A 19,981-nucleotide genomic window follows, 5' to 3' on the forward strand; every position below is an offset into this window, starting at 1 on the left:
GTTATTTTTTGGAGTAAACAGGATGACCGATGTAGCCAACGTACGCCATGTGCCGCAAATAAAAATTCCCGCTACCTATATGCGTGGCGGCACCAGCAAAGGCGTGTTTTTTAAATTAAGCGATTTACCCCAGGCCGCTCAGATGCCGGGCGAGGCGCGAGACAAGCTGCTGCTGCGTGTGATTGGAAGCCCCGACCCTTACGAAAAACAGATTGACGGTATGGGCGGCGCGACCTCAAGCACCAGTAAAACGGTCATTCTTTCCAAAAGCCACTCGCCTGATCACGATGTGGACTATGTGTTTGGCCAAGTGTCTATCGATAAGCCCTACGTGGATTGGAGCGGCAACTGCGGCAATCTTTCGGCGGCGGTGGGCCCATTTGCCATAGCGAATGGCTTGGTTGATCCGGCACGCGTGCCTGAAAACGGTGTGGTCGAGGTGAGAATCTGGCAGGTAAATATCCAGAAAACCATCGTATCGCAGGTGCCTATCGTGAATGGGGAGGTTCAGGAGACTGGTGATTTCGAGCTGGATGGCGTGACCTTTCCCGCCGCCGAAATTCCTGTGGCCTTTATGGACCCGGCTGACGGCGAGGGGGCGATTTTCCCCACCGGCAACCTGATGGATGACCTCGATGTGCCGGGCGTGGGTATTCTGAAAGCTACCCTTATCAATGCTGGTATCCCCACGGTATTTATTAATGCCGCCGATATTGGTTATCGCGGTACCGAGCTACAGGAAGCCATCAATGGCGACAGCCAAGCACTAAGCATGTTTGAGACGATTCGTGCCCATGGCGCTGTGCGTATGGGGCTGATCAGTGATATCAGCGAAGCCGCCAGCCGCCAGCATACGCCCAAGGTAGCGTTTGTTGGGCCGCCGGTTGATTACGTCGCATCGAGCGGTCAGGCCGTTAACGCTGACGATATCGATCTGGTGGTGCGGGCGCTTTCCATGGGGAAATTGCATCACGCCATGATGGGCACCGCCGCCGTAGCCATTGCCGCCGCCGCGGCCATTGAAGGTACGCTGGTTAACTTGGCGGCCGGGGGCGGTAAGCGTCAGTCCGTCACGTTTGGCCACCCTTCGGGCAGCTTGCGCGTGGGCGCTGAGGCCAATCTGATTGACGGGCGTTGGCAGATTGATCAGGCCATCATGAGCCGCAGCGCACGTATACTGATGGAAGGTACGGTACGCGTGCCGGGCGATAGCTTTTAACTCAATGCATTCGGGAGGCGACTCCATGAACGTCACAGCAGAGATAAACGAGCGGCCAGAATACGATGATGAGCTACAGCTAATCGCTGACTATGTGCTGAGCTTTGATACGCCCTCGCAGGCGGCACTGTCCACGGCCCGCTACTGCCTGATGGATACGCTGGGCTGCGGACTTCTAGCCCTGCGTTTTCCAGAATGCACCAAACATCTCGGCCCGCTGGTGGAAGGCACCCAGGTGCCATTTGGGTCGCGTGTGCCGGGCACTTCACTACGCCTTGACCCGGTAAAAGCCGCCTGGGATATCGGCGCAACTGTCCGCTGGCTGGATTATAACGATACCTGGCTTGCCGCCGAATGGGGGCACCCTTCTGACAACCTGGGCGGTATTTTGGCGGTTGCCGATCATCTGTCGCAAAAGCGGGTTGCCCAAGGGGACGTCCCTCTGACGATGCGTGAGGTGTTGAACGCCATGATCATGGCGCATGAAATTCAGGGGGTGCTGGCCCTGGAAAACAGCTTCAACCGGGTGGGGCTGGATCATGTGCTGTTGGTGAAAGTGGCTTCAACGGCGGTAGTTGCCAAGCTAATGGGCGCCACGCGTGAGCAGCTTTTGGCCGCGCTTTCCCATGCGTGGGTAGACGGACAGAGCCTGCGCACCTACCGGCATGCGCCGAATGCCGGGTCGCGAAAAAGCTGGGCGGCTGGCGATGCTACTTCCCGGGCCGTTCGCCTGGCGGACATGGCGTTACGCGGTGAGATGGGCATCCCCAGCGCGCTCAGCGCACCGCAATGGGGGTTTTACGATGTATCCTTTAGCCATAGCAATAAAGACCTGAGCCTTAAACCTGAAGCAGAGCGGCGCCTGCGTTTTCAGCGTGAGTTTGGGTGCTATGTGATGGAAAACATTTTATTCAAAATCGCTTTCCCGGCCGAGTTCCATGCCCAAACCGCCTGCGAGGCGGCCGTACTTCTGCACGCTCAGGTAAAAGAGCGCTTAGCTGATATTGAGCGCATCGTGATTACCACACATGACTCGGCGCTTCGGATAATTTCCAAAACCGGAGCGTTGGCTAACCCCGCTGACCGCGATCACTGCCTGCAGTATATGACGGCCGTGCCGCTTATTTTCGGTACGCTAACCGCCGAACACTATGAAGACAGCTTTCATGCGGCTCATCCGCTAATTGATGTACTGCGCGACAAAATGGTGGTCGAGGAGGATAGCGACTATTCAGCGGCTTACCACGACCCGCAAAAGCGCTCTATCGCGAATGCCGTACAGGTATTTTTCAGTGATGGCAGCGCCACCGACAAGGTCGCAGTGGAGTATCCGATAGGGCATCAGCGCCGTCGTGAAGAAGGAATGCCACTCTTGGTCGAGAAATTTGAGCGGCATTTAGCCACACGATTCCCAGCCTCTCTCTGCGAAAAAATCAGTCGTCTGTGTGACGATCAGGAGGCGCTTGAAGCGACGTCGGTGGATCGGTTTATGACACTTTGGATGATTTAAAGCGCCACGTGGCGGATGATCCATCATAAAAAAACACCCGGTGCGGCTAAGCGCTACCGGGCTGTTCTGGTCACTCGGATTTATTATTCGTCTAAAGTGATTTGGTCACGCATTCGGTCTACTGTGGCTTCACCGAGGCCGCTAACCCGGGTGAGGTCATCAATACTTTCAAACTCACCGTTCGCCTCACGCTCTTTAATGATTGCTTCGGCCCTGCTTGGGCCAATGCCGGGAAGCTCTGCGAGCAGTTCGGCATTAGCGGAATTAACGTTAATGGGCGCGACTGACTGAGCCAGTGCTGTACCCGCGAAACTTAAACTCAGGCTAAGTGCTGCGGCGGTTAACAGGCTTTTCAGTGTCATATTCATTAAGTGAAATGTCCCTTGATTTATATAAGATGTATAGCAAAGCCGAACATTGTTTTTAGCGATGTTTTAGCGATGCGCCTTCACTAACCTATCGCGTTAAGGGGGTGTCTTGATGTAAGCAATGTACGACACTGTTTGTAAGATTTTGACTAGCCTAAATGTAGTAAATAGCTTACAAGCAGCGTTTGTGTGGCTGGTATAATGTAAGAAAATGAGTCTGGAGTAATGTTGTGTCTGAGTCCCCGTTGATTATCGCGCTTGATTATCCCTCCCTGGATGCCGCCCTTTGTATGGCCGACCAGCTTGATCCCAAGCGGTGCCGCTTGAAAGTCGGCAAAGAACTATTCACCCGCAGCGGCCCGGCGGTACTTGAGGCGCTGCATGGGCGTGGCTTCGACGTGTTTCTGGATCTTAAATTTCACGATATTCCCAATACCGTGGCGGGTGCGGTTCAGGCCGCGGCAGAGCAGGGTGTCTGGATGGTTAACGTGCATGCCAGCGGCGGTCGGAAAATGATGGAGGCCGCGGCAGAACGGCTTACTCAGCATGGTTTAAAAACCCATCTTATTGCGGTGACCGTGTTGACCAGCCAGCAAGAGAGTGATTTACAGGAGATCGGCTTATGCGGTTCACCGGCAGCGCAGGTTGAGCGATTGGCGCGTTTGACACAGCAAAGTGGTTTGCAGGGAGTAGTGTGCTCAGCACAGGAGGCTTCGCGCCTGAAGGAGCTTTGCGGGGAATCATTTTTGAAAGTCACGCCAGGCATTCGGCCAAGCTTTGCCGCAGTCAACGATCAGCAGCGCATCATGACGCCCAGTGAAGCCATGCAGGCAGGCAGCACGCACTTAGTTATTGGACGTCCAGTCACCCAGGCATCTGACCCAATGGCAGCCCTGGCGGCTATAGAAGCCGAGCTTCAGTAGCCCTTACTCGCCTTCAACACCGGTAATCGGCTTGATAGTGCCCCAGCGACGGCAGCTGGGGCACTGCCAGGAAAGCGCGTCGCTGGCAAAGCCACAGCGCCTGCATTGATGGCGCGGACGATCTTTTAGCAGGGCGTCCGTGTGATATTTAAGCAGCAGCAGACGCGAGTCAGGTGAGGTTCTTCCGCTTAGCCGCTGGCTTTCAAGGTAAAGATCCAACAAGTAATCCAGCCCACCTAAGCTTGGCGCATCACGCAGCCATTCGCCGGTCCGCTCGATGGCGCTGTCGACGCCGTCGCGTTGATGGATAAGTTCACCCAGCATGATTATGACGCTGGTGTAGGGGGCTTGACCCAGCAGACGGTATAAGTGTTTTTCAAGGCCGGCGATATCATCGTTGCGGACATACGCCCGCTGAAGAGCAGGCAGCATGGTCGGAATATGGGCAGCGTCTTGCTGAGGAATATGGTCCAGACGCTCTATTGCACGCCCATAATGGCCGTTATCCATCTCAAGGTCTGCTAGGAGTAGCGTGGCACGAATGCAGCGCTCATCAAGCAGTAACGCCTTTTTGAGATGTTTTTTGGCTAACGCGCGGCTGGACTGCTCAATTTCTTCCTGTGCAAGTTCGCAAAGCCAGTGTGATGCAGGACGCCGCATGCCCGGGTGCTGCTTTAGAATGGGCTGGATCACATCAAAAGCGTTTTGCCACTCCTTTTCGCGCTCCAGCAAATCGACCAGAAGCTGTTTAGCCGCATAGCGATAAGTGTCATCTGATGACTGCTCAAGCAATGAGCGCAGCAGGCGCTGGGCACGGTCATGCACGCCCAAGGCAATAAAGTCACGGGCAAGTTCAAGTTGAATATGCTCATTAGTGCTGCGAGATAGTGCAGGACGGGCCAATAGGTTTTGGTGGATACTGACCGCTTTGTCGGCCTCGCCGCGGGTACGGAAAAGCTTGCCCAGCGCAATATGCGTATCCACGGTATCGCTATTAACGTCGAGAGCGTTGATAAACGTATTGATGGCTTCATCAGGCTGCTCGTTAAGCAGGTAGTTTAAACCGACGAAATATTCGCGTGATAGGTTCGAGGAGGGGGCTGCTGGCGTTTGATGGCGGCGGCGGGTGGTGTGGCGAATGCCCAGCCCAAAACCGATAGCAATCGCTGCCAACAGCAACCCCAGCAGCATGAAATCATGCATTTACGCTATTTCCTTGAACTCCTGAGTGCGTAAACGATCAAGCTCTTTGCGCTGCTGTTTGTTGTGACGCTCACTACGTGCAAGCTTGGCTTTTAGCCGTACGTACACGCCCATCATGGCTAACATGCCGATGATCACACCAAACGTTAAGGTTGCAAGCAACCACACAGAGAGCGAGACGGGCGGTAATTCAACCCAGATTAGATTCAAGGCAGTCGTTTGCTGGTTGTTGACGGCAAACAAAATGCCTACCAGTAGCACCACCAACAAAATAATGGCAAGAATCAGCCCTTTAATCCAACGCATGAGAGTTTCCTAGTCAGTGACGTTCGCAGAATAGCCCTATTGTGTATGAGTCTTGGCGCGACGTCATCCCACAGACACAGATTGTCTTTTCATGGGCAGTCCATGCTTCGCGTTAGTAACCTAATGCCCGGCTGGCATCCACCTGCTCACGTAGCTCTTTGCCTGGCTTGAAGTGGGGTACATATTTGCCGTCTAGATCAACTGGATCACCGGTTTTAGGGTTACGGCCGGTGCGTGGCTCGCGGAAATGGAGTGAGAAACTCCCAAAGCCACGTATCTCTACACGTCCGCCACTTGAAAGCGCATCGGTCATGTCATCCAGGATGATTCTGACCGCCGTTTCTACCTCTTTGGCGGATAGCTCCGGTTGACGCATCGCGATTTGTTCGATTAGTTCAGATTTTGTCATCGGTTGGCTCCCTGCAAACGGTGAAGGCTGTAGATGGCTACTAACCTCGATAACCTCAGATTCAGCATACTGTGCAAATCGATATTAAACAATTCAGATAAAACAAGGTACTAGATTGAATAACAGCATAGGCGAAGCTTGGCGCTGGCGCGACCCTTTAGCTTAGGTATACTGGCGTTTCATTTATACCAATCAAAGAGGCTGACCTTGAACGACGATGCATCCCCAGCAGCCATAACGCGCAAACGGCTATACTGGCATTCACGCCGCGGCATGTGGGAACTGGATCTCTTATTGATCCCGTTTTTAGAAAAATGCTTTGATACACTTAGCGAAGATGATCGGCTTACCTATGAGCGGCTAATCGCAGAAGAAGATCAAGATCTGTTTGTTTGGCTAATGCACCGTGAATGGCCGGAAGACCCAGCATTACGGCGCCTTGTGAAAATGATCGTTGAACATGCAGAAAACACCGATAACTCTGCCTATCGCACCCTCTAAAATTGCCGCGTTACTCCAGTTTGGCCTGGCGCTTGGGCTCTGTGTGCTCTGTTACTGTGCGTTGAGGGGATGGTGGCTGGGTGTATGGATAAGCAGTAGCGTTACCCTTCTGGCGGGCTTTTTACTTTGGCGCGCATTTTATGCTCAGGCAAGCGGTATGCTTTATCTGGCCAGGCGTGATGATCACTTATACGGCCACTGGCAGCGGCCTTATGGCGAGTTAAGTGAGGAGCTGGTAGTGCGCTGCGATTACCTTGGGCCTTGGCTGATCGGCTTATGGGTTGGCCCTGAGCGAGTTTGGCTGTGGCCGGATAGTTTGCCGCGCCACAGTCATCGAATGCTTCGCCGTTTATGCCACCGTGCGGGTCGCTAAGTCCGCCAGAGTCAAACGTGAGGGCGTAGGGGTAGGGTGCTGCGCCGGCCAGTCGGTTGAGTAGTGCAGGCCGCGTGATTCATGCCGTCTTAGAGCAGCGATCACGGTTAGTTGTGCCAGCGTAAGGGCGTGGCGCAGCGATACACATTCCGCTCGTCTCGGCCGCTGTCCCTTCTCAAGGTTTTCCAGCCGCATCGATAGCAAGGTGAGCTGCTCGTGGGCAGTGCTTAATCCGGCATTGCTGCGTACAATCGAGACGTGCTGACTCATCGTGGCACGTAGCTCGTGACGCCATTGAGTTAAAAGGCACTGTTCCTCAGCGGTTAGCGGGCGAGTAGGCGGCTCTGCAGGGGCAAAAGCCGGTGCTTGCCATGTATCAAAGCTTAGTTGCCGCAGAGCGCCTGCACAGCTGCGTGCATATACCAAGCATTCCAGCAGTGAGTTGCTCGCCATACGGTTTGCGCCATGCAGGCCGGTGCAGGCAATTTCTCCCACGGCGTAAAGCCCCGATACGCTGGTTGCCCCATCGCAATTCGTTACCACTCCTCCGCAGCTATAGTGTGCGGCGGGTACTACCGGAATCGGTTGCTGCGTGATATCAATGCATCGTGAGGCGCAGTGGGCAAGAATGGTAGGAAAGTGATGGAGGATGGCTTTTTCTCCCAGATGGCGAATATCCAACCATACATGACCTTGAGTGCCTTGCTGAATCTGGGTGTCGATCGCGCGCGCGACCACATCGCGAGGGGCCAGCTCTGCGCGCTCATCTAAAGCAGGCATAAATCGTTCGCCAGCTTCATTGATTAAGTAACCGCCTTCACCGCGTACCGCTTCGCTGATCAAAAAAGCCGGACCATCTGGGTCGTAAAGGCTTGTCGGATGAAACTGCTGAAACTCTAGATTCATCAGGTCGGCGCCAAGTTCGGCCGCCATTACCATGCCTTCGCCGCTACTGGGGGTGGGTGTCGTAGTATGCCGGTAAAGCCCACTGGCACCGCCGGTGGCTAGCACCGTGTAATGCGCCGTTAGCGTTTGATACTGATGATGGTCATCAACCCCGTAGGCACCTACGCAGTGTCCCTGATTATTTTGTAATAACCCTAAAATGGTCACATCGCGGCGCTGGGTAATATTGGGGTGTGCTATGGTTTTTTGGAGTAGCGTATCCACCACCGCGCGTCCGGTAGCGTCATTGGCATGAATTATACGCCGTGCGTTATGGCCGCCTTCACGGGTCAGGTGATACGGGTAGCGGGCATTGGGGTCGGGGTCTGGCGTAAACGGTACGCCGCCATTAATCAGCCATTGGATAGCGGCAGGGCCATGGGTAACGGTAAAGCGAACGGCCTGTTCATCGCATAGGCCATCACCGGCTACCAGTGTATCGTGTATATGCGCTTGTACGTCATCATCGGGCGAGAGTACTGCGGCAATGCCACCTTGAGCCCAGCGGCTTGCACCTTTATCGCCGTGGGCTGGGTTTACCAAGGTGACTGATAAGTGATTGGCGACTTCCAGGGCGAGGGTTAACCCTGCGACACCGCCGCCAATAATTAATACATTGGTTGTTGGCGTGCTCATGCGGCCCGCTCCTTATTCTTTATCTAATGCTGTGCAGCATAAAGGCAGGCATCATAGCGTGGCCATTAGCCGTTGACGATGTATAGACGCAAAAAAATCCGCGCCGATCTAAGTGATCTCGCAGACAATAAATTCATTGGGGACATATAAGTAATGGTGCCCGGAGCCGGACTTGAACCGGCACGGAGTTACCTCCGAGAGATTTTAAGTCTCTTGCGTCTACCAATTTCGCCATCCGGGCAGTGCAGTGGGTGCATCTTGCACTTAACACAAAAGTGGAGGCTGGAGTCGGAATCGAACCGGCGTACACGGAGTTGCAGTCCGCTGCATAACCACTCTGCCATCCAGCCTAAAGAGTCGATGGAGTGGGAAAAGAGATTTGACCGGGCTGGCGCTCCATCGGACTGACGCCTCAGCTTTCGACCCTACCTGCTTACCGCACTATCCAAGTTGGAGCGGGAAAAGAGATTCGAACTCTCGACCCTCGCCTTGGCAAGGCGATGCTCTACCACTGAGCTATTCCCGCTCGACTCGAGGGCGAATTATACGCATCGTTGCGAGCTTGTCAATCAACAATTTCTTAAACATCACGCCCGAGTAATCAACTGCTTACATGGAGCGGCTAAGATGAGGCCAGGCAGCTTTGAGATATTGAATCATTGACCAAAGCGTCATGGCCGCAGCGACGTACAGCACTACTACACCCAGCAGGGCGATTTCATGTGCGGGTGGCAGCGCCAGAAGAATCAGCAGGGCCACCATCTGTAGCGTGGTTTTAAGCTTGCCGACCCAGGAAACCGCCACTAGGCCGCGCTTACCCATTTCTGCCATCCACTCGCGTAGGGCGGATATAACGATTTCACGGCCAATGATGACGAGCGCAGGTAAGGTCAGGATGAGTGTATCGTAGCGTTCAATCAGGAGCGCAAGCGCCACCACCACCATCAATTTATCGGCCACTGGGTCTAGAAAAGCCCCAAAGGGCGTTGACTGATTCCAGCGACGGGCCAGGTAGCCGTCCAGCCAGTCGGTCACTGAAGCCGCTGCAAACAGGCCCGCAGCAAGTGGCATACTCCAGTTGTACGGCAGGTAGAACAGCACCACTAAGAGTGGAATAAAGGCAACTCTTGCCAGTGTAAGTATGTTGGGAATATTCATCGCGGGCGGCGATCCTTACCGGAGAGTCATTAAATTCGAAATGTAGGGTAGGGACATTCTATCCCCCTTGGCGAGCAGCATCTATGCCCAAAGCGGGTTTATCCGTTAAGGGCCAGATAAATACTCTCTGCCAGCGCGGCGCTGATCCCTGGAACACGCGATAGCTCGGCACGGCTGGCCTTCTGGACGCCCTGTAGCCCGCCGAAGAAGCGCAGCAGTTCACGGCGCCGTTTAGGGCCAATGCCGGGAATGTCCTGCAGGGTAGAAGTACGCCTGGCTTTATCGCGCTGGGCGCGGTGTCCTGCAATGGCGAAACGGTGTGATTCATCGCGAATATGCTGAATGAGGTGCAGGGCTGGGGATGCGGGGTCCAGCGGCAGAGGGTTATCCGATGTTTCCAGAAACAGTGTTTCAAGTCCCGCTTTACGCGTTGTGCCTTTGGCCACGCCTAACAAAATAATATTGCTGATAGCGAGCTCATTAAGTACCTCGCGAGCCATGTTGAGCTGACCTTTACCACCATCGACAATTAAAATATCCGGGGCTATGGCTTCGCCGCTCTGAACACGTTTCAAGCGGCGGGTAAGCGCCTGTTGCATGGCAGCATAATCATCGCCAGCCGCCACCCCTTCAATACGAAAATGGCGATAGTCGCTCTTGCGCGGGCCCTGATGATCGAACACCACGCAGGAGGCCACGGTGGCTTCGCCCTGACTATGGCTGATATCGAAGCACTCAAGCCGCTCGGGCATCGATTCAAGCTTCAGAGCTTTCTGAAGGGCGGCAAAGCGCTGGGTCAGCTGGGTATGGTTAGCCAGTTGAGATGCCAGTTGCTGTTCGGCATTGGTCATGGCGAGCTGCTGCCATTGGGCGCGATGTCCGCGCACCTGGCTTGTAACGCGAATACGTTTGCCTGCCTGTTCGGTCAAAGCGTCAGCAATCAGCTCGCTATCGTCCAGGGTGTGGCTGGTAATGACTTCACTGGGAACATTATGCGGCTGGCCAAAATAGTACTGGCTGACGACGTCGGTCAGCAGAGCTTCCGGGGTAAGATCCAGACCATTCTTAGGTGCATGGTGACGAGCACCCAGCATGCGGCCATCTCGAACGCTTAATACGGAAACGCCCATGGCGCCAGGGCGTTGGGCAAGGGCGAAAATGTCCGCATCGCCGCTCTCATTATCGACAAACTGGCGCTGCTGTAGCTGACGCAACTGCTGTATCTGGTCGCGAAAACGGGCCGCCTCTTCAAAATCCAGCGCTTGGCTGGCCGCTTCCATCGCCTGGGTGAGCGCTTGGGTGACATGCTCGCTTTTGCCTTCCAGGCACATGATGGCATGCTCGACATCGCGCCGGTAATCCTCTTCGGCGATATAGTCGACACAGGGAGCGCTACAGCGCTGAATCTGGTGCTGCAAACACGGCCGTGAGCGGTGCGCAAACACGCTATCTTCGCAGTTGCGGATACGGAAGATTTTTTGCATTAGCGAAAGGCTTTCGCGCACCGCGCCACTGCTCGGGTATGGCCCCAGGTAGCGGCCGTCATCGCGACGCTGGCGGGCGCGTTTATATTCAAGCTTGGGGTAGGCGTGGCGGTCGGTCACGAAAACAAACGGGTAGGATTTGTCGTCCCGCAATAAAATATTGTAGGGCGGGCGCAGCTCCTTGATAAGCGTTTGTTCAAGCAGCAGCGCCTCGGTTTCGCTGCGGGTTACGGTAATCTGCACATCCGCAATCCGCGCGACCATTGCCTGTGTCTTGGTGTTTAACTGGCCACGAAAATAGCTGGCAAGGCGTGCTTTTAAGCGTTTCGCTTTGCCTACATAAAGAGTGTTGCCGCTTTCATCAAGCATTCGGTAAACGCCGGGCGAGGTGCTTACCGAGCTTAAAAACTGCTTTGCGTTAAATGTCATTGCACCGTATCGAGCGCCGAGAAGTGGCTAAGGATGTTAGGTTTATCCCTGGCTGCCGTCAAAGCCTTCCACTAAACCGTGGCGCAGTGCTAAATGGGTTAGCTCCACATCAGTGGCTACCTGTAGTTTATCAAACAACCGGTAGCGATACGTATTAACCGTCTTAGGGCTTAAATGCAGGCGATCAGAAATGTCCTGAACACGCTGACAGTTGACGATCATCAATGCAATTTGCAGCTCACGATGCGACAGATGACTAAACGGGTTGTCTTCGTTGGTAAAGTGCGCCAGTGCCAGGCGTTGAGCAATTTCCTGGCTGACGTAGCGACGGCCATGGAAAACCTGGCGGATCGCATCAGTCATTTCCGCTGCATCAGCGCCCTTGCTCAAGAAGCCTGAAGCACCGGCTTCAAGCATGCGTCGTAGCACGCTATCTTCCATATGCGCGGTTAAGATCAGTACCTTGACATCTTCCATTGTGCGATGAATGCGGCGCGTGGCTTCAAGTCCCCCTATTCCGGGCATGCGTATATCCATTAGCACTATGTCCGGTTTCAAATGGCGGCACTGAGTGACTGCGCTTTCGCCATCGTCGACCTCGCCTATAATTTTAATATCACTTTCTTCGTTTAGCAGGTGAGCAATACTGGTTCTCACCAGGTGGTGATCATCGGCTATTAGAACGTTGATCAAGGGGCTAGCTCCTGCATGAAAACATAGTGGGCTCAGGCGATGGCCTTTGACGCTGACCCATAGAGTGCCACAGCTAAGTATAAAGGAGAATTAGTAAGGACTTAATTGAACGGAGGATTGACCTCGGTCTAATTTCATAATAGTATTCGCTCGCTGTCCGCCAGGATGGTTGAAGGGGCCTTAGCTCAGCTGGGAGAGCGCAACACTGGCAGTGTTGAGGTCAGCGGTTCGATCCCGCTAGGCTCCACCAAGATACAATCAAAAAGCCTCGCTATTCATAGCGAGGCTTTTTGTATATCCCCAATTAATGACATGAATTTATAAGTTCATCCCATAAGTCGTTTTGATTAGCCGCTAGCATAGTGTGTGCAGCGGCTAGCCAATAAAAAGACTTAGCTGTCGATGCGGCCCAGCAGCAGAAACTCGATCAGCGCTTTTTGAGCATGTAGGCGGTTTCCAGCTTCTTGCCATACTACGGCGCGCGGGTCTTCAAGCAGCGTTTGACTGATTTCTTCACCGCGGTGAGCAGGCAGGCAGTGTAAGAAAAGCGCATCGCTTTTCGCTTGATCCAGCATGGCTTCCGTTACTTGGAAGCCAGTGAAATCTGCTTCGCGCTTGGCTTGCTCTTCTTCCTGACCCATGGAAGCCCAGACATCCGTGGTAACCAGGTCAACGCCCTGAACGGCAGCCTGTGGGTCGTGCGTCAGCGTGACGTGATCTCCGGCCGCTTGCATAATGTCTGCGCGTGGCTCATAGCCTTTCGGACAGCACACGCGCAGCTTAAAATCAAACTGGCGGGCCGCGTTAATCCATGAGTGGCACATATTGTTGCCATCGCCAATCCAGACAGCCGTGCGGCCTTTTACGCTGCCGCGCAGCTCGGTCCAGGTCATTACGTCGGCGAGCAGCTGGCAGGGGTGGTAATCATCGCTTAATGCGTTGATAACGGGAACGTTGCTGGCGCTGGCGTATGTTTCGAGCCCAGCGTGAGAGAAGGTGCGAATCATGACGGCATCGACCATCTCAGAAAGTACCCGCGCGGTATCTTCGATAGGTTCGCCGCGACCCAACTGAGTATCACGCGGAGACAGAAACAGCGCGTGTCCGCCAAATTGCGCCATGCCGGTTTCAAACGAGACGCGTGTGCGCGTGGATGACTTCTCAAAAATCATCGCCAGCGTACGGTTAGGCAGCGGAGTGTAAACCGGTCCGTTAGCTTTAAGGTCGGTTTTAATTTTAATAGCACGCTGAATCAGATAATCCAGTTCACCGGGCGTCAAATCCAGCAGGGTAAGGAAATGGCGTGTCGCCATGGTTGCTTCTCTCCGCGCAAAAACACCATCCTAGCGAGGCAGCGGGGGATGCGCAACGCGAACGGCACGCGTAGAATGGCGTCCAAAGATTAAAGCCGAGTGTCGCACTCGGGTATTAAGGTAGGTGACAGACGCCTGAATGAACTGCGTTTTATTTCTTGCGTATACTTACCTGCGTCGCGCTAGTTCTTTACTTAAGGAGTATCCACATGAGCACAACAGCCGAAAATATTCAGCGCCAAATTAGCGAAAATCCCATTTTGATTTATATGAAAGGCTCGCCCCAACTGCCGCAGTGTGGGTTTTCAGCTCAGACCGTTCAGGCGCTAATGAACTGCGGTGAGCGCTTTGCCTTCGTTAATATCTTAGATAACCCCGATATTCGAGCAGAGCTGCCCAAAATTGCCAATTGGCCTACTTTTCCGCAGCTATGGGTAGAAGGCGAGCTAGTGGGAGGATGCGATATCGTGATGGAAATGCACCAAAGCGGTGAGCTGGAAACGCTAGTTAAAGCCGCCGCGCAGCGTGCTAACGTCGAAGGCGGCGAGCAGAACGCCTGATGACGATGCCCGGGTTACCTGCTCGGGCGGTTGGCGGGCTGAGGCGTAGCCGCTAGAATGGCGTTTTATCACGCATTGTGGCACCTGCTGTATTGAACTAATGCACCATCAGGACAGCCCGCCGAAGGAAATATTGCTCAATGAGCTATCAGGTTCTGGCCCGTAAGTGGCGGCCACGTACATTCCACGAACTCGTGGGTCAGGCCCATGTTCAGCGTGCCTTGGTCAATGCGCTTGACCAAGGCCGTCTTCATCACGCCTATTTATTTACTGGCACCCGTGGGGTGGGTAAAACCACCTTGGCCCGTATATTGGCAAAGTGTTTGAACTGCACGGCCAAAGGGCGTGGCGATGAAGGCATTACTTCAACGCCTTGCGGTCAATGCGATAGCTGCCAAGCGATTGATGAAGGGCGCTTTGTCGACCTGATCGAAGTCGATGCAGCTTCACGCACCAAGGTTGAAGATACGCGTGAGCTGCTGGATAACGTCCAGTACGCGCCTACCCAAGGGCGTTATAAGGTGTACCTGATTGATGAGGTGCACATGCTCTCCACCAGTAGTTTCAATGCGCTGTTGAAAACGCTGGAAGAGCCACCGCCTCACGTTAAATTTTTGTTAGCAACTACCGACCCCCAAAAGCTCCCGGCAACGGTGCTTTCACGCTGCCTGCAGTTCACGCTTAAACATATGCCCCCCGAGCGCGTTGTCGAGCATTTGACCTATGTGCTGGGTGAAGAGGGCGTGGCGTTTGATGAAAGCGCGCTATGGCTATTAGGCAAGGCGGCTGAAGGCTCCATGCGTGATGCCATGAGCTTGACCGACCAGGCGATTGCGTTTGGTCAGGGCGCCGTGCGCCATGTCGATGTTGCGGCCATGCTGGGTACGCTCGACCACCGGCATATTTTAGCCTTGGTGGGGGCGCTGGCCGATGTGGACGTACAGCAGCTCTTGGCCGAAGTCGCCCAGCTTGCTGAGCAGGGCCCTGACTTTGCCGCCGTACTGGACGAGCTTTCGGCCATTTTACACCGGCTTGCTGTCGCCCAAATGGTGCCGGACGCTGTTGATAACAGCCACGGCGACCGGGAAGCAATTTTACAGCTGGCCAGCCGCTTTACCGCTGAGGATATTCAGCTTTACTACCAGATTGGCATTCAGGGGCGAGGCGATATGGTGCACGCCCCCGATTTGCGCAGCGCGCTGGAAATGACTCTGTTGCGCATGCTGGCGTTTCGGCCCCAGGGCGTTCCCAAGCCGCCGCGCACGCCGCTACCGCTGCGCGCTGAGCCGACAAGTTCTGGTTCTGCACCAGCGAGTACGCCTGCCCAACCGTCTGCTCCGCTGCCCGCTAGTAATAACGTTCAAGCGGAGCATAAAGCTGGAACTGAAACGCCGGTTAAGCCGGATGTAAACGCGGCACCTGACGCAGGCAACTTCGGCAACGCCGGCGTTGCCAGTGCCAGCCCAGCCTCGGCTGATCTCGAAAAAAAACATACTCAACAGCCGGGCTCTGATGAAGGCGCCGACTTGAAAGAGAGCTTGAAAGAGACAAGCGCTGAGCCTGAGAGCCGCATCGAGCCGCCCGATCTTGCGGCGTCTAACGCTGACAATCAAATGCCGCCGCCCTGGTCACTTGATGACGTCGCCCAGGCGGCAGCCATGGAGCAGGAATCTGCGTTTGAGCCTGACGCTGTTCCAGCTCCAGCTCCAGCTCCAGCTCCTGAGCCTGAGCCTGAGCCCGTATCACAAGCGATGGTAGCGCCGCAGCCTGAAGAAGCCGCGCCGGAGTCTGTCGACGCACCAGTCGTGTCTGCGTCAGAAGTAAAAGCCCCTGCGCCGACAGAAGAGCAACCTCTAACGATCGCAGACGTAGCGGATGAATTGCTTGATCATGCGAAATGGCTGCTATGCTTTGATTCTCTGGGGTTGGGCGGATTAACACGTAGCCTTGCCGCCAACTGCCTTTTAGAGAGCGATGATGGTAAAACCCTGACGCTGCGCCTGGACCCAAGCCAGGAAGCCATGCAGGCAGAGGTTCATCAGACGCGTATTGAGCGGGCATTGAGCGAACAGGGGATGCCGCGTCGGATAGTGTTTGTGGTCGCGGAGCTTTCCACGCAAAGCGAAACGCCTCGTCAGCGTGAGGGTCGGCTTAATCAAGAGCGGCATGTGCAGGCCGTTGATCTCTTGAACCACGACCCCAATATACAGAAATTACAGCAGGCGTTTGGCGCAACGCTCATTGAATCGACCGTCAAGCCAGCGACTGCAAAGCGTTAGCATTTAATCCAATATCTGTTTTAACAGGTCAGTATTTAACCCGCTAGGAGAGCGCGCCATGTTTAAAGGTGGAATGGGCAACTTGATGAAACAAGCCCAAGAAATGCAGGACAAAATGCAGCGCGTCCAGGAAGAGGTTGCCCAGTCAGAAGTACACGGCGAGGCAGGCGCAGGCATGGTCAAAATCATCATGAACGGTCGTCATGACGTGAGCCAGGTGACGATTGACCCAAGCGTCATGGAAGAAGATAAGGAGCTGCTTGAAGATCTGCTGGCAGCCGCTGTTAACGATGCGGTACGTAAAGTCGAAGCAAACTCTAAAGCGAAAATGGAAGAAGCCACGGCAGGCCTGAACCTACCGCCTGGTTTTAAGATGCCGTTCTAAAGAATGAGATTCTCTCCTCTTATTGAACAGCTGATGGATGCGTTTCGTGTGTTGCCTGGCGTTGGGCCTAAAACGGCCCAGCGCATGGCAATGCATCTGCTTGAGCGTGAACGGGCAGGTGGTCAGCGGCTTTCATCGATCATCCAAAAGGCTATCGATGAAGTCGGTTATTGCCAACGCTGCCGTACGCTGACGGAAGCGGATATTTGCGCCATATGCGAAACGCCGCGTCGCGATGATGCACTGCTTTGTGTGGTTGAGTCGCCAGCAGACCAGTTGGCGATCGAAGAAGCGGGTGGTTTTCAGGGGCGTTATTTTGTGCTGCATGGTCATCTATCGCCGCTGGATGGTATCGGCCCCGACGCCATTGGCCTTGAGCAGTTGGAAGCGCGGGTGGCGGAAGGCCATATCGAAGAAATCGTTCTGGCGACCAACCCGACTGTTGAAGGCGAGGCTACGGCGCACTATATCGCCGCCCAGCTGTCTGACTACGGTGTGCGGTTTTCACGTTTGGCCTATGGTGTTCCCATGGGGGGAGAGCTTGAATACGTCGACGGCGGTACGCTAAGCCGAGCGTTTAATGGGCGTCAGCCTTTTACCAGCGATTAACCCCACCTCACATTGCAAGCGCAATCGCGGTTGTAGCAACCTGGAAGTATGCTTTGTCTTCTCTAGCCTCCCCCTTATATCAATGGATTGACAGCCCCGAGGCGCTTGATGCGGCTTGTGAACAAGTGGCTAATGCCACTGTCATCGCCCTGGATACCGAGTTTTTCCGTGAAAATACGTTTTTCCCGGTTCCGGCATTGATCCAGTTTGCGGCCGGTGAGCTTGCGTATTTGATTGATCCGCTGGCGACGCCCTGCACGCCTGCTTTTCGTAAGCTCCTGCAAAACAGTGCGATCAAGCTGCTGCATGCCTGTAGTGAAGATCTGGAAGTATTCCAGCACTGGGCAGGTGTATTGCCCACGCCGCTGGTCGACACCCAGGTAGCTCAAGGGTTTCTCGGCGAAATGCCTTCAATGGGGTACCAGAAGCTGGTTGAATTCTGGATGGGCGAAACTTTGCCTAAGGAGGAGACGCGTTCAAACTGGTTGGAGCGGCCTTTAACGCCTGCACAGTGCGAGTACGCGGCGCTGGACGTTATCTACCTGCTTCAAGTCTGGGCGCTTCAGGCTGAGCGATTGGAAGAGTTAGGGCGCTACCGCTGGTTGAGTGAAGAGTGTACTGGCTTGATAGATCAGGCGGGGCGCAGCGTCGAGGCTGATGGTCAGTGGTATATGCGTAACCGTCAGCTGTGGCGGCTGAATGCACGTCAGGTGGAAGCTTACCGCCTAATGACCATCTGGCGTGAAGGAGAGACACGGCGCCGTAACTTACCGCGCAATTGGCTGATCAGTGACAAGCTCCTGTTCGCGACTGCTGAAGCGATGCCTAAAAGCCGTTATGACCTGGCCAACGTGGAAGGCTTTAAGCCGATGCTGGTCAAGAAAGAGGGCGATACGCTGTTAGGGCTGGTTAAACAGGCGCAGCACGGCGAAGAGAGTGACTTGCCAGAACGTTGGCCTGACCCGATGCAGCCGGCGTTTAAGCAGCGCTTCAAAGCGCTCAAAAGTGTTATTAACGCCAAGGCGGGCGAGCTGGGAATGGCTTCAGAAATGCTGATGCGTCGGCGTGATATCGAAGCGCTGGTAATGCAGGATATGGCTGGGCAGCCTCTGCTGCTACCCGAAGGGTGGCGGGGAGAGTGTCTGGCGGATGCGCTGGGCCAAGCGCTTGAGGAGTTGTCAAAATGAGCGACAAGCTGCTTTGCGAGATTTTCAAAAGCTCGCGTAAAGAAGAGATGTACCTATATGTTGATAAGCGCCAGGGGGTAAAGCCCGTACCTGAAGCGTTAATGGCAACGTTCGGTAAGCCAATTGCGGTATTAACGATGATTTTAACGGCGGATAAAAAGCTTGCACGCGTTAACACCGAAGACGTGATCAGCGCGATTGAGACCCAGGGGTTCTATCTGCAGATGCCGCCCGCTAAAGAGGACTATCTACTCGACGTGCATCGGGCGCAGCAGAGCGCGCGCGGCTCGGCGCAGTAGCGGTTTGCCGTGAATTTTCTTGCCCATGCGTGGTTGGCATCAAGCGGCAACGATGATTTCCTGTACGGAAATCTTGTTGCCGACGGCGTCAAAGGCAGTGATCTAAGCGCCTGGACGTCTGATGTGGCACACGGTATTCGTCATCACCGCAAGGTTGATGCCTGGGTGGATCAGCACCCCAGCGTGCTGGGTGCCAAACAGCGGGCGCCCGAAGGCAAGCGCCGCTATGCGGGCATTGCCCTGGATATTGTTTGGGATCATTTTTTGGCACGCGATAAAGCTGGGCGTGACGAGCAGCAAAAGCTTGTGACTCGCTGTTATGATCTGCTGTCGTCAAGGTCTGCGCCCAATCGCCTTGAGGCCATGGTGCCCTATTTGGTCGAACACGACTGGTTAAGAAACTACGCTGATTTTGAGTTCACCTGTAATGCGGTAGCGGGGCTCGGTCGGCGGCTTTCAGGCCCTAACCGATTGGCAGAGCTCATTCCCTGGCTGCACCGCGACTACGCTTTATTGGAAGCGGATTTTCAGAGCTTATGGCCAGCGCTAAGTGCCACGTTAAGTAGTTCAGGGCGTAATGCCCAGTGCGATAAGTCGCAACGAGAGGAGTCATGATGGAAACCACAATGCGCGAGCGCTTTTGGGAGCGTTACACGCTGGAAGAGCTAACCCCACAAGAGTGGGAGGCGCTGTGCGATGGCTGTGGCCAGTGCTGTCTGTTAAAGCTGCACGATGATGAAACCCAGGAGCTTGCGGTATTAAACGTTGCCTGTCGGCTTTTGGATATTCAAAGCTGCCAGTGCAGTGATTACGAGAATCGCTTTAAAAGCGTGCCGGACTGCACCCAATTAACCCCTGCGCTGGTTAAAGAGTTTACCTGGCTGCCTGCCTCGTGCGCTTATCGGCGGGTTGAAGAGGGCAGAAAGCTCGCCGGTTGGCACCCGCTGTTGAGCAACGATGCAGAGCGCGTACACCGTAAAGGGGTTAGCGTGCGTGGCTTTGCCGTGTCTCAGGATGACGTGCCCGAACGGGCGCTGGAGTCTCACATTATCGCCGTACTGCCGATGTAAGCGAGCATTTGATAAATGTCTTAAATAACGCCCTCCCTGGCCCGACAGTTAGGCAGCTGACTTACGCTTAGCGCTATCCCAGATAGTGAAAAATACCTCCTTAAACGATGCGGGAGGCTGAG

The 19,981-nt window shown here is 54.6% G+C and carries 22 protein-coding genes and 4 tRNA genes; 14 read left to right on the top strand and 12 right to left on the bottom strand.

The window, feature by feature from the left end:
* The first annotated feature begins 22 nt into the window (after positions 1-22).
* Both prpF and prpD read left to right on the top strand, forming a co-directional pair.
* A complete protein-coding gene (prpF, locus tag ACT3XD_RS13120; RefSeq protein WP_192539408.1) occupies positions 23-1,219 on the top strand; it encodes a 2-methylaconitate cis-trans isomerase PrpF in 1,197 nt (398 codons plus the stop codon).
* Positions 1,220-1,244: 25 nt separating this feature from the next.
* Entirely contained in the window at positions 1,245-2,729 is a 1,485-nt protein-coding gene (gene prpD / locus ACT3XD_RS13125; RefSeq protein WP_192539407.1) for a 2-methylcitrate dehydratase, read from the top strand.
* An 83-nt stretch (positions 2,730-2,812) separates the two neighbouring features.
* On the opposite strand, the gene ACT3XD_RS13130 is transcribed toward prpD, so the two are convergent.
* Entirely contained in the window at positions 2,813-3,097 is a 285-nt protein-coding gene (locus tag ACT3XD_RS13130) for a ComEA family DNA-binding protein (RefSeq protein ID WP_192539406.1), read from the bottom strand.
* A gap of 230 nt (positions 3,098-3,327) precedes the next feature.
* Between ACT3XD_RS13130 and pyrF the strand changes: the two genes are divergently transcribed.
* Positions 3,328-4,020: an orotidine-5'-phosphate decarboxylase gene (gene pyrF, locus ACT3XD_RS13135; RefSeq protein ID WP_192539405.1), complete on the top strand. Its 693-nt coding sequence runs from the start codon at positions 3,328-3,330 to the stop codon at positions 4,018-4,020.
* A gap of 3 nt (positions 4,021-4,023) precedes the next feature.
* Here the strand turns inward: pyrF and lapB are convergent, their stop codons facing one another.
* From lapB to ACT3XD_RS13150, 3 genes are all read right to left on the bottom strand, one after another.
* Positions 4,024-5,223 (bottom strand): lipopolysaccharide assembly protein LapB, encoded by a 1,200-nt coding sequence (lapB, locus tag ACT3XD_RS13140; protein WP_192539404.1) that lies wholly within the window; start codon positions 5,221-5,223, stop codon positions 4,024-4,026.
* Complete coding sequence (locus ACT3XD_RS13145; protein WP_192539403.1) at positions 5,224-5,529, bottom strand: lipopolysaccharide assembly protein LapA domain-containing protein; 306 nt, start codon at positions 5,527-5,529, stop codon at positions 5,224-5,226.
* Between the two features lie 112 nt (positions 5,530-5,641).
* Entirely contained in the window at positions 5,642-5,938 is a 297-nt protein-coding gene (locus ACT3XD_RS13150; protein WP_018916788.1) for an integration host factor subunit beta, read from the bottom strand.
* A gap of 207 nt (positions 5,939-6,145) precedes the next feature.
* On the opposite strand from ACT3XD_RS13150, the gene ACT3XD_RS13155 reads away from it, so the two are divergent.
* Both ACT3XD_RS13155 and ACT3XD_RS13160 read left to right on the top strand, forming a co-directional pair.
* Positions 6,146-6,439 carry an FAD assembly factor SdhE gene (locus tag ACT3XD_RS13155; RefSeq protein ID WP_192539402.1) on the top strand — a complete coding sequence of 98 codons (294 nt, stop codon included), beginning with the start codon at positions 6,146-6,148 and terminating at the stop codon, positions 6,437-6,439.
* A complete protein-coding gene (locus ACT3XD_RS13160) occupies positions 6,399-6,812 on the top strand; it encodes a protein YgfX (RefSeq protein ID WP_225736293.1) in 414 nt (137 codons plus the stop codon). The genes ACT3XD_RS13155 and ACT3XD_RS13160 overlap by 41 nt, the downstream gene beginning before the upstream one ends.
* Here the strand turns inward: ACT3XD_RS13160 and nadB are convergent.
* The 7 genes from nadB to uvrY all read right to left on the bottom strand — a co-directional run bounded on the left by nadB (position 6,789) and on the right by uvrY (position 12,157).
* Complete coding sequence (gene nadB, locus ACT3XD_RS13165) at positions 6,789-8,393, bottom strand: L-aspartate oxidase (RefSeq protein ID WP_192539401.1); 1,605 nt, start codon at positions 8,391-8,393, stop codon at positions 6,789-6,791. The two genes, ACT3XD_RS13160 and nadB, sit on opposite strands and share 24 nt — an antisense overlap.
* 154 nt (positions 8,394-8,547) lie before the next feature.
* Positions 8,548-8,634, bottom strand: a tRNA-Leu gene (locus ACT3XD_RS13170).
* A gap of 35 nt (positions 8,635-8,669) precedes the next feature.
* Positions 8,670-8,743: transfer RNA gene (locus ACT3XD_RS13175), tRNA-Cys, on the bottom strand.
* A 101-nt stretch (positions 8,744-8,844) separates the two neighbouring features.
* A tRNA-Gly gene (locus ACT3XD_RS13180) sits at positions 8,845-8,919 on the bottom strand.
* 83 nt (positions 8,920-9,002) lie between these two features.
* The gene (pgsA, locus tag ACT3XD_RS13185; RefSeq protein ID WP_192539739.1) at positions 9,003-9,551 is read right to left on the bottom strand and encodes a CDP-diacylglycerol--glycerol-3-phosphate 3-phosphatidyltransferase; all 549 of its coding nucleotides are present in this window, start codon (positions 9,549-9,551) and stop codon (positions 9,003-9,005) included.
* A gap of 98 nt (positions 9,552-9,649) precedes the next feature.
* The gene (gene uvrC, locus ACT3XD_RS13190) at positions 9,650-11,464 is read right to left on the bottom strand and encodes an excinuclease ABC subunit UvrC (protein WP_192539738.1); all 1,815 of its coding nucleotides are present in this window, start codon (positions 11,462-11,464) and stop codon (positions 9,650-9,652) included.
* A gap of 42 nt (positions 11,465-11,506) precedes the next feature.
* Complete coding sequence (gene uvrY, locus ACT3XD_RS13195) at positions 11,507-12,157, bottom strand: UvrY/SirA/GacA family response regulator transcription factor (RefSeq protein WP_192539737.1); 651 nt, start codon at positions 12,155-12,157, stop codon at positions 11,507-11,509.
* A 174-nt stretch (positions 12,158-12,331) separates the two neighbouring features.
* On the opposite strand from uvrY, the gene ACT3XD_RS13200 reads away from it, so the two are divergent.
* Positions 12,332-12,407, top strand: a tRNA-Ala gene (locus tag ACT3XD_RS13200).
* A 142-nt stretch (positions 12,408-12,549) separates the two neighbouring features.
* Here the strand turns inward: ACT3XD_RS13200 and argF are convergent.
* Positions 12,550-13,470 (bottom strand): ornithine carbamoyltransferase, encoded by a 921-nt coding sequence (gene argF, locus ACT3XD_RS13205; protein ID WP_192539736.1) that lies wholly within the window; start codon positions 13,468-13,470, stop codon positions 12,550-12,552.
* A gap of 209 nt (positions 13,471-13,679) precedes the next feature.
* On the opposite strand from argF, the gene grxD reads away from it, so the two are divergent.
* From grxD to ACT3XD_RS13245, 8 genes are all read left to right on the top strand, one after another.
* Entirely contained in the window at positions 13,680-14,030 is a 351-nt protein-coding gene (gene grxD / locus ACT3XD_RS13210) for a Grx4 family monothiol glutaredoxin (RefSeq protein ID WP_192539735.1), read from the top strand.
* Between the two features lie 140 nt (positions 14,031-14,170).
* On the top strand, positions 14,171-16,309 hold the full coding sequence (dnaX, locus tag ACT3XD_RS13215; RefSeq protein ID WP_192539734.1) for a DNA polymerase III subunit gamma/tau: 2,139 nt from the start codon (positions 14,171-14,173) through the stop codon (positions 16,307-16,309).
* 58 nt (positions 16,310-16,367) lie between these two features.
* Positions 16,368-16,694: a YbaB/EbfC family nucleoid-associated protein gene (locus tag ACT3XD_RS13220; RefSeq protein WP_192539733.1), complete on the top strand. Its 327-nt coding sequence runs from the start codon at positions 16,368-16,370 to the stop codon at positions 16,692-16,694.
* Between the two features lie 3 nt (positions 16,695-16,697).
* Entirely contained in the window at positions 16,698-17,303 is a 606-nt protein-coding gene (gene recR, locus ACT3XD_RS13225) for a recombination mediator RecR (protein ID WP_192539732.1), read from the top strand.
* A 53-nt stretch (positions 17,304-17,356) separates the two neighbouring features.
* On the top strand, positions 17,357-18,490 hold the full coding sequence (gene rnd / locus ACT3XD_RS13230) for a ribonuclease D (protein WP_192539731.1): 1,134 nt from the start codon (positions 17,357-17,359) through the stop codon (positions 18,488-18,490).
* Entirely contained in the window at positions 18,487-18,789 is a 303-nt protein-coding gene (locus tag ACT3XD_RS13235; protein ID WP_018916801.1) for a YcgL domain-containing protein, read from the top strand. The genes rnd and ACT3XD_RS13235 overlap by 4 nt, the downstream gene beginning before the upstream one ends.
* A gap of 9 nt (positions 18,790-18,798) precedes the next feature.
* A complete protein-coding gene (locus ACT3XD_RS13240) occupies positions 18,799-19,404 on the top strand; it encodes an acyl carrier protein phosphodiesterase (RefSeq protein ID WP_192539730.1) in 606 nt (201 codons plus the stop codon).
* Entirely contained in the window at positions 19,404-19,859 is a 456-nt protein-coding gene (locus ACT3XD_RS13245; protein ID WP_018916803.1) for a YcgN family cysteine cluster protein, read from the top strand. The genes ACT3XD_RS13240 and ACT3XD_RS13245 overlap by 1 nt, the downstream gene beginning before the upstream one ends.
* Positions 19,860-19,981: the final 122 nt, after the last annotated feature.

The organism is Halomonas sp. AOP7-B1-5 (assembly GCF_052353045.1).
Classification (GTDB): Bacteria; Pseudomonadota; Gammaproteobacteria; order Pseudomonadales; family Halomonadaceae; genus Vreelandella; species Vreelandella colorata.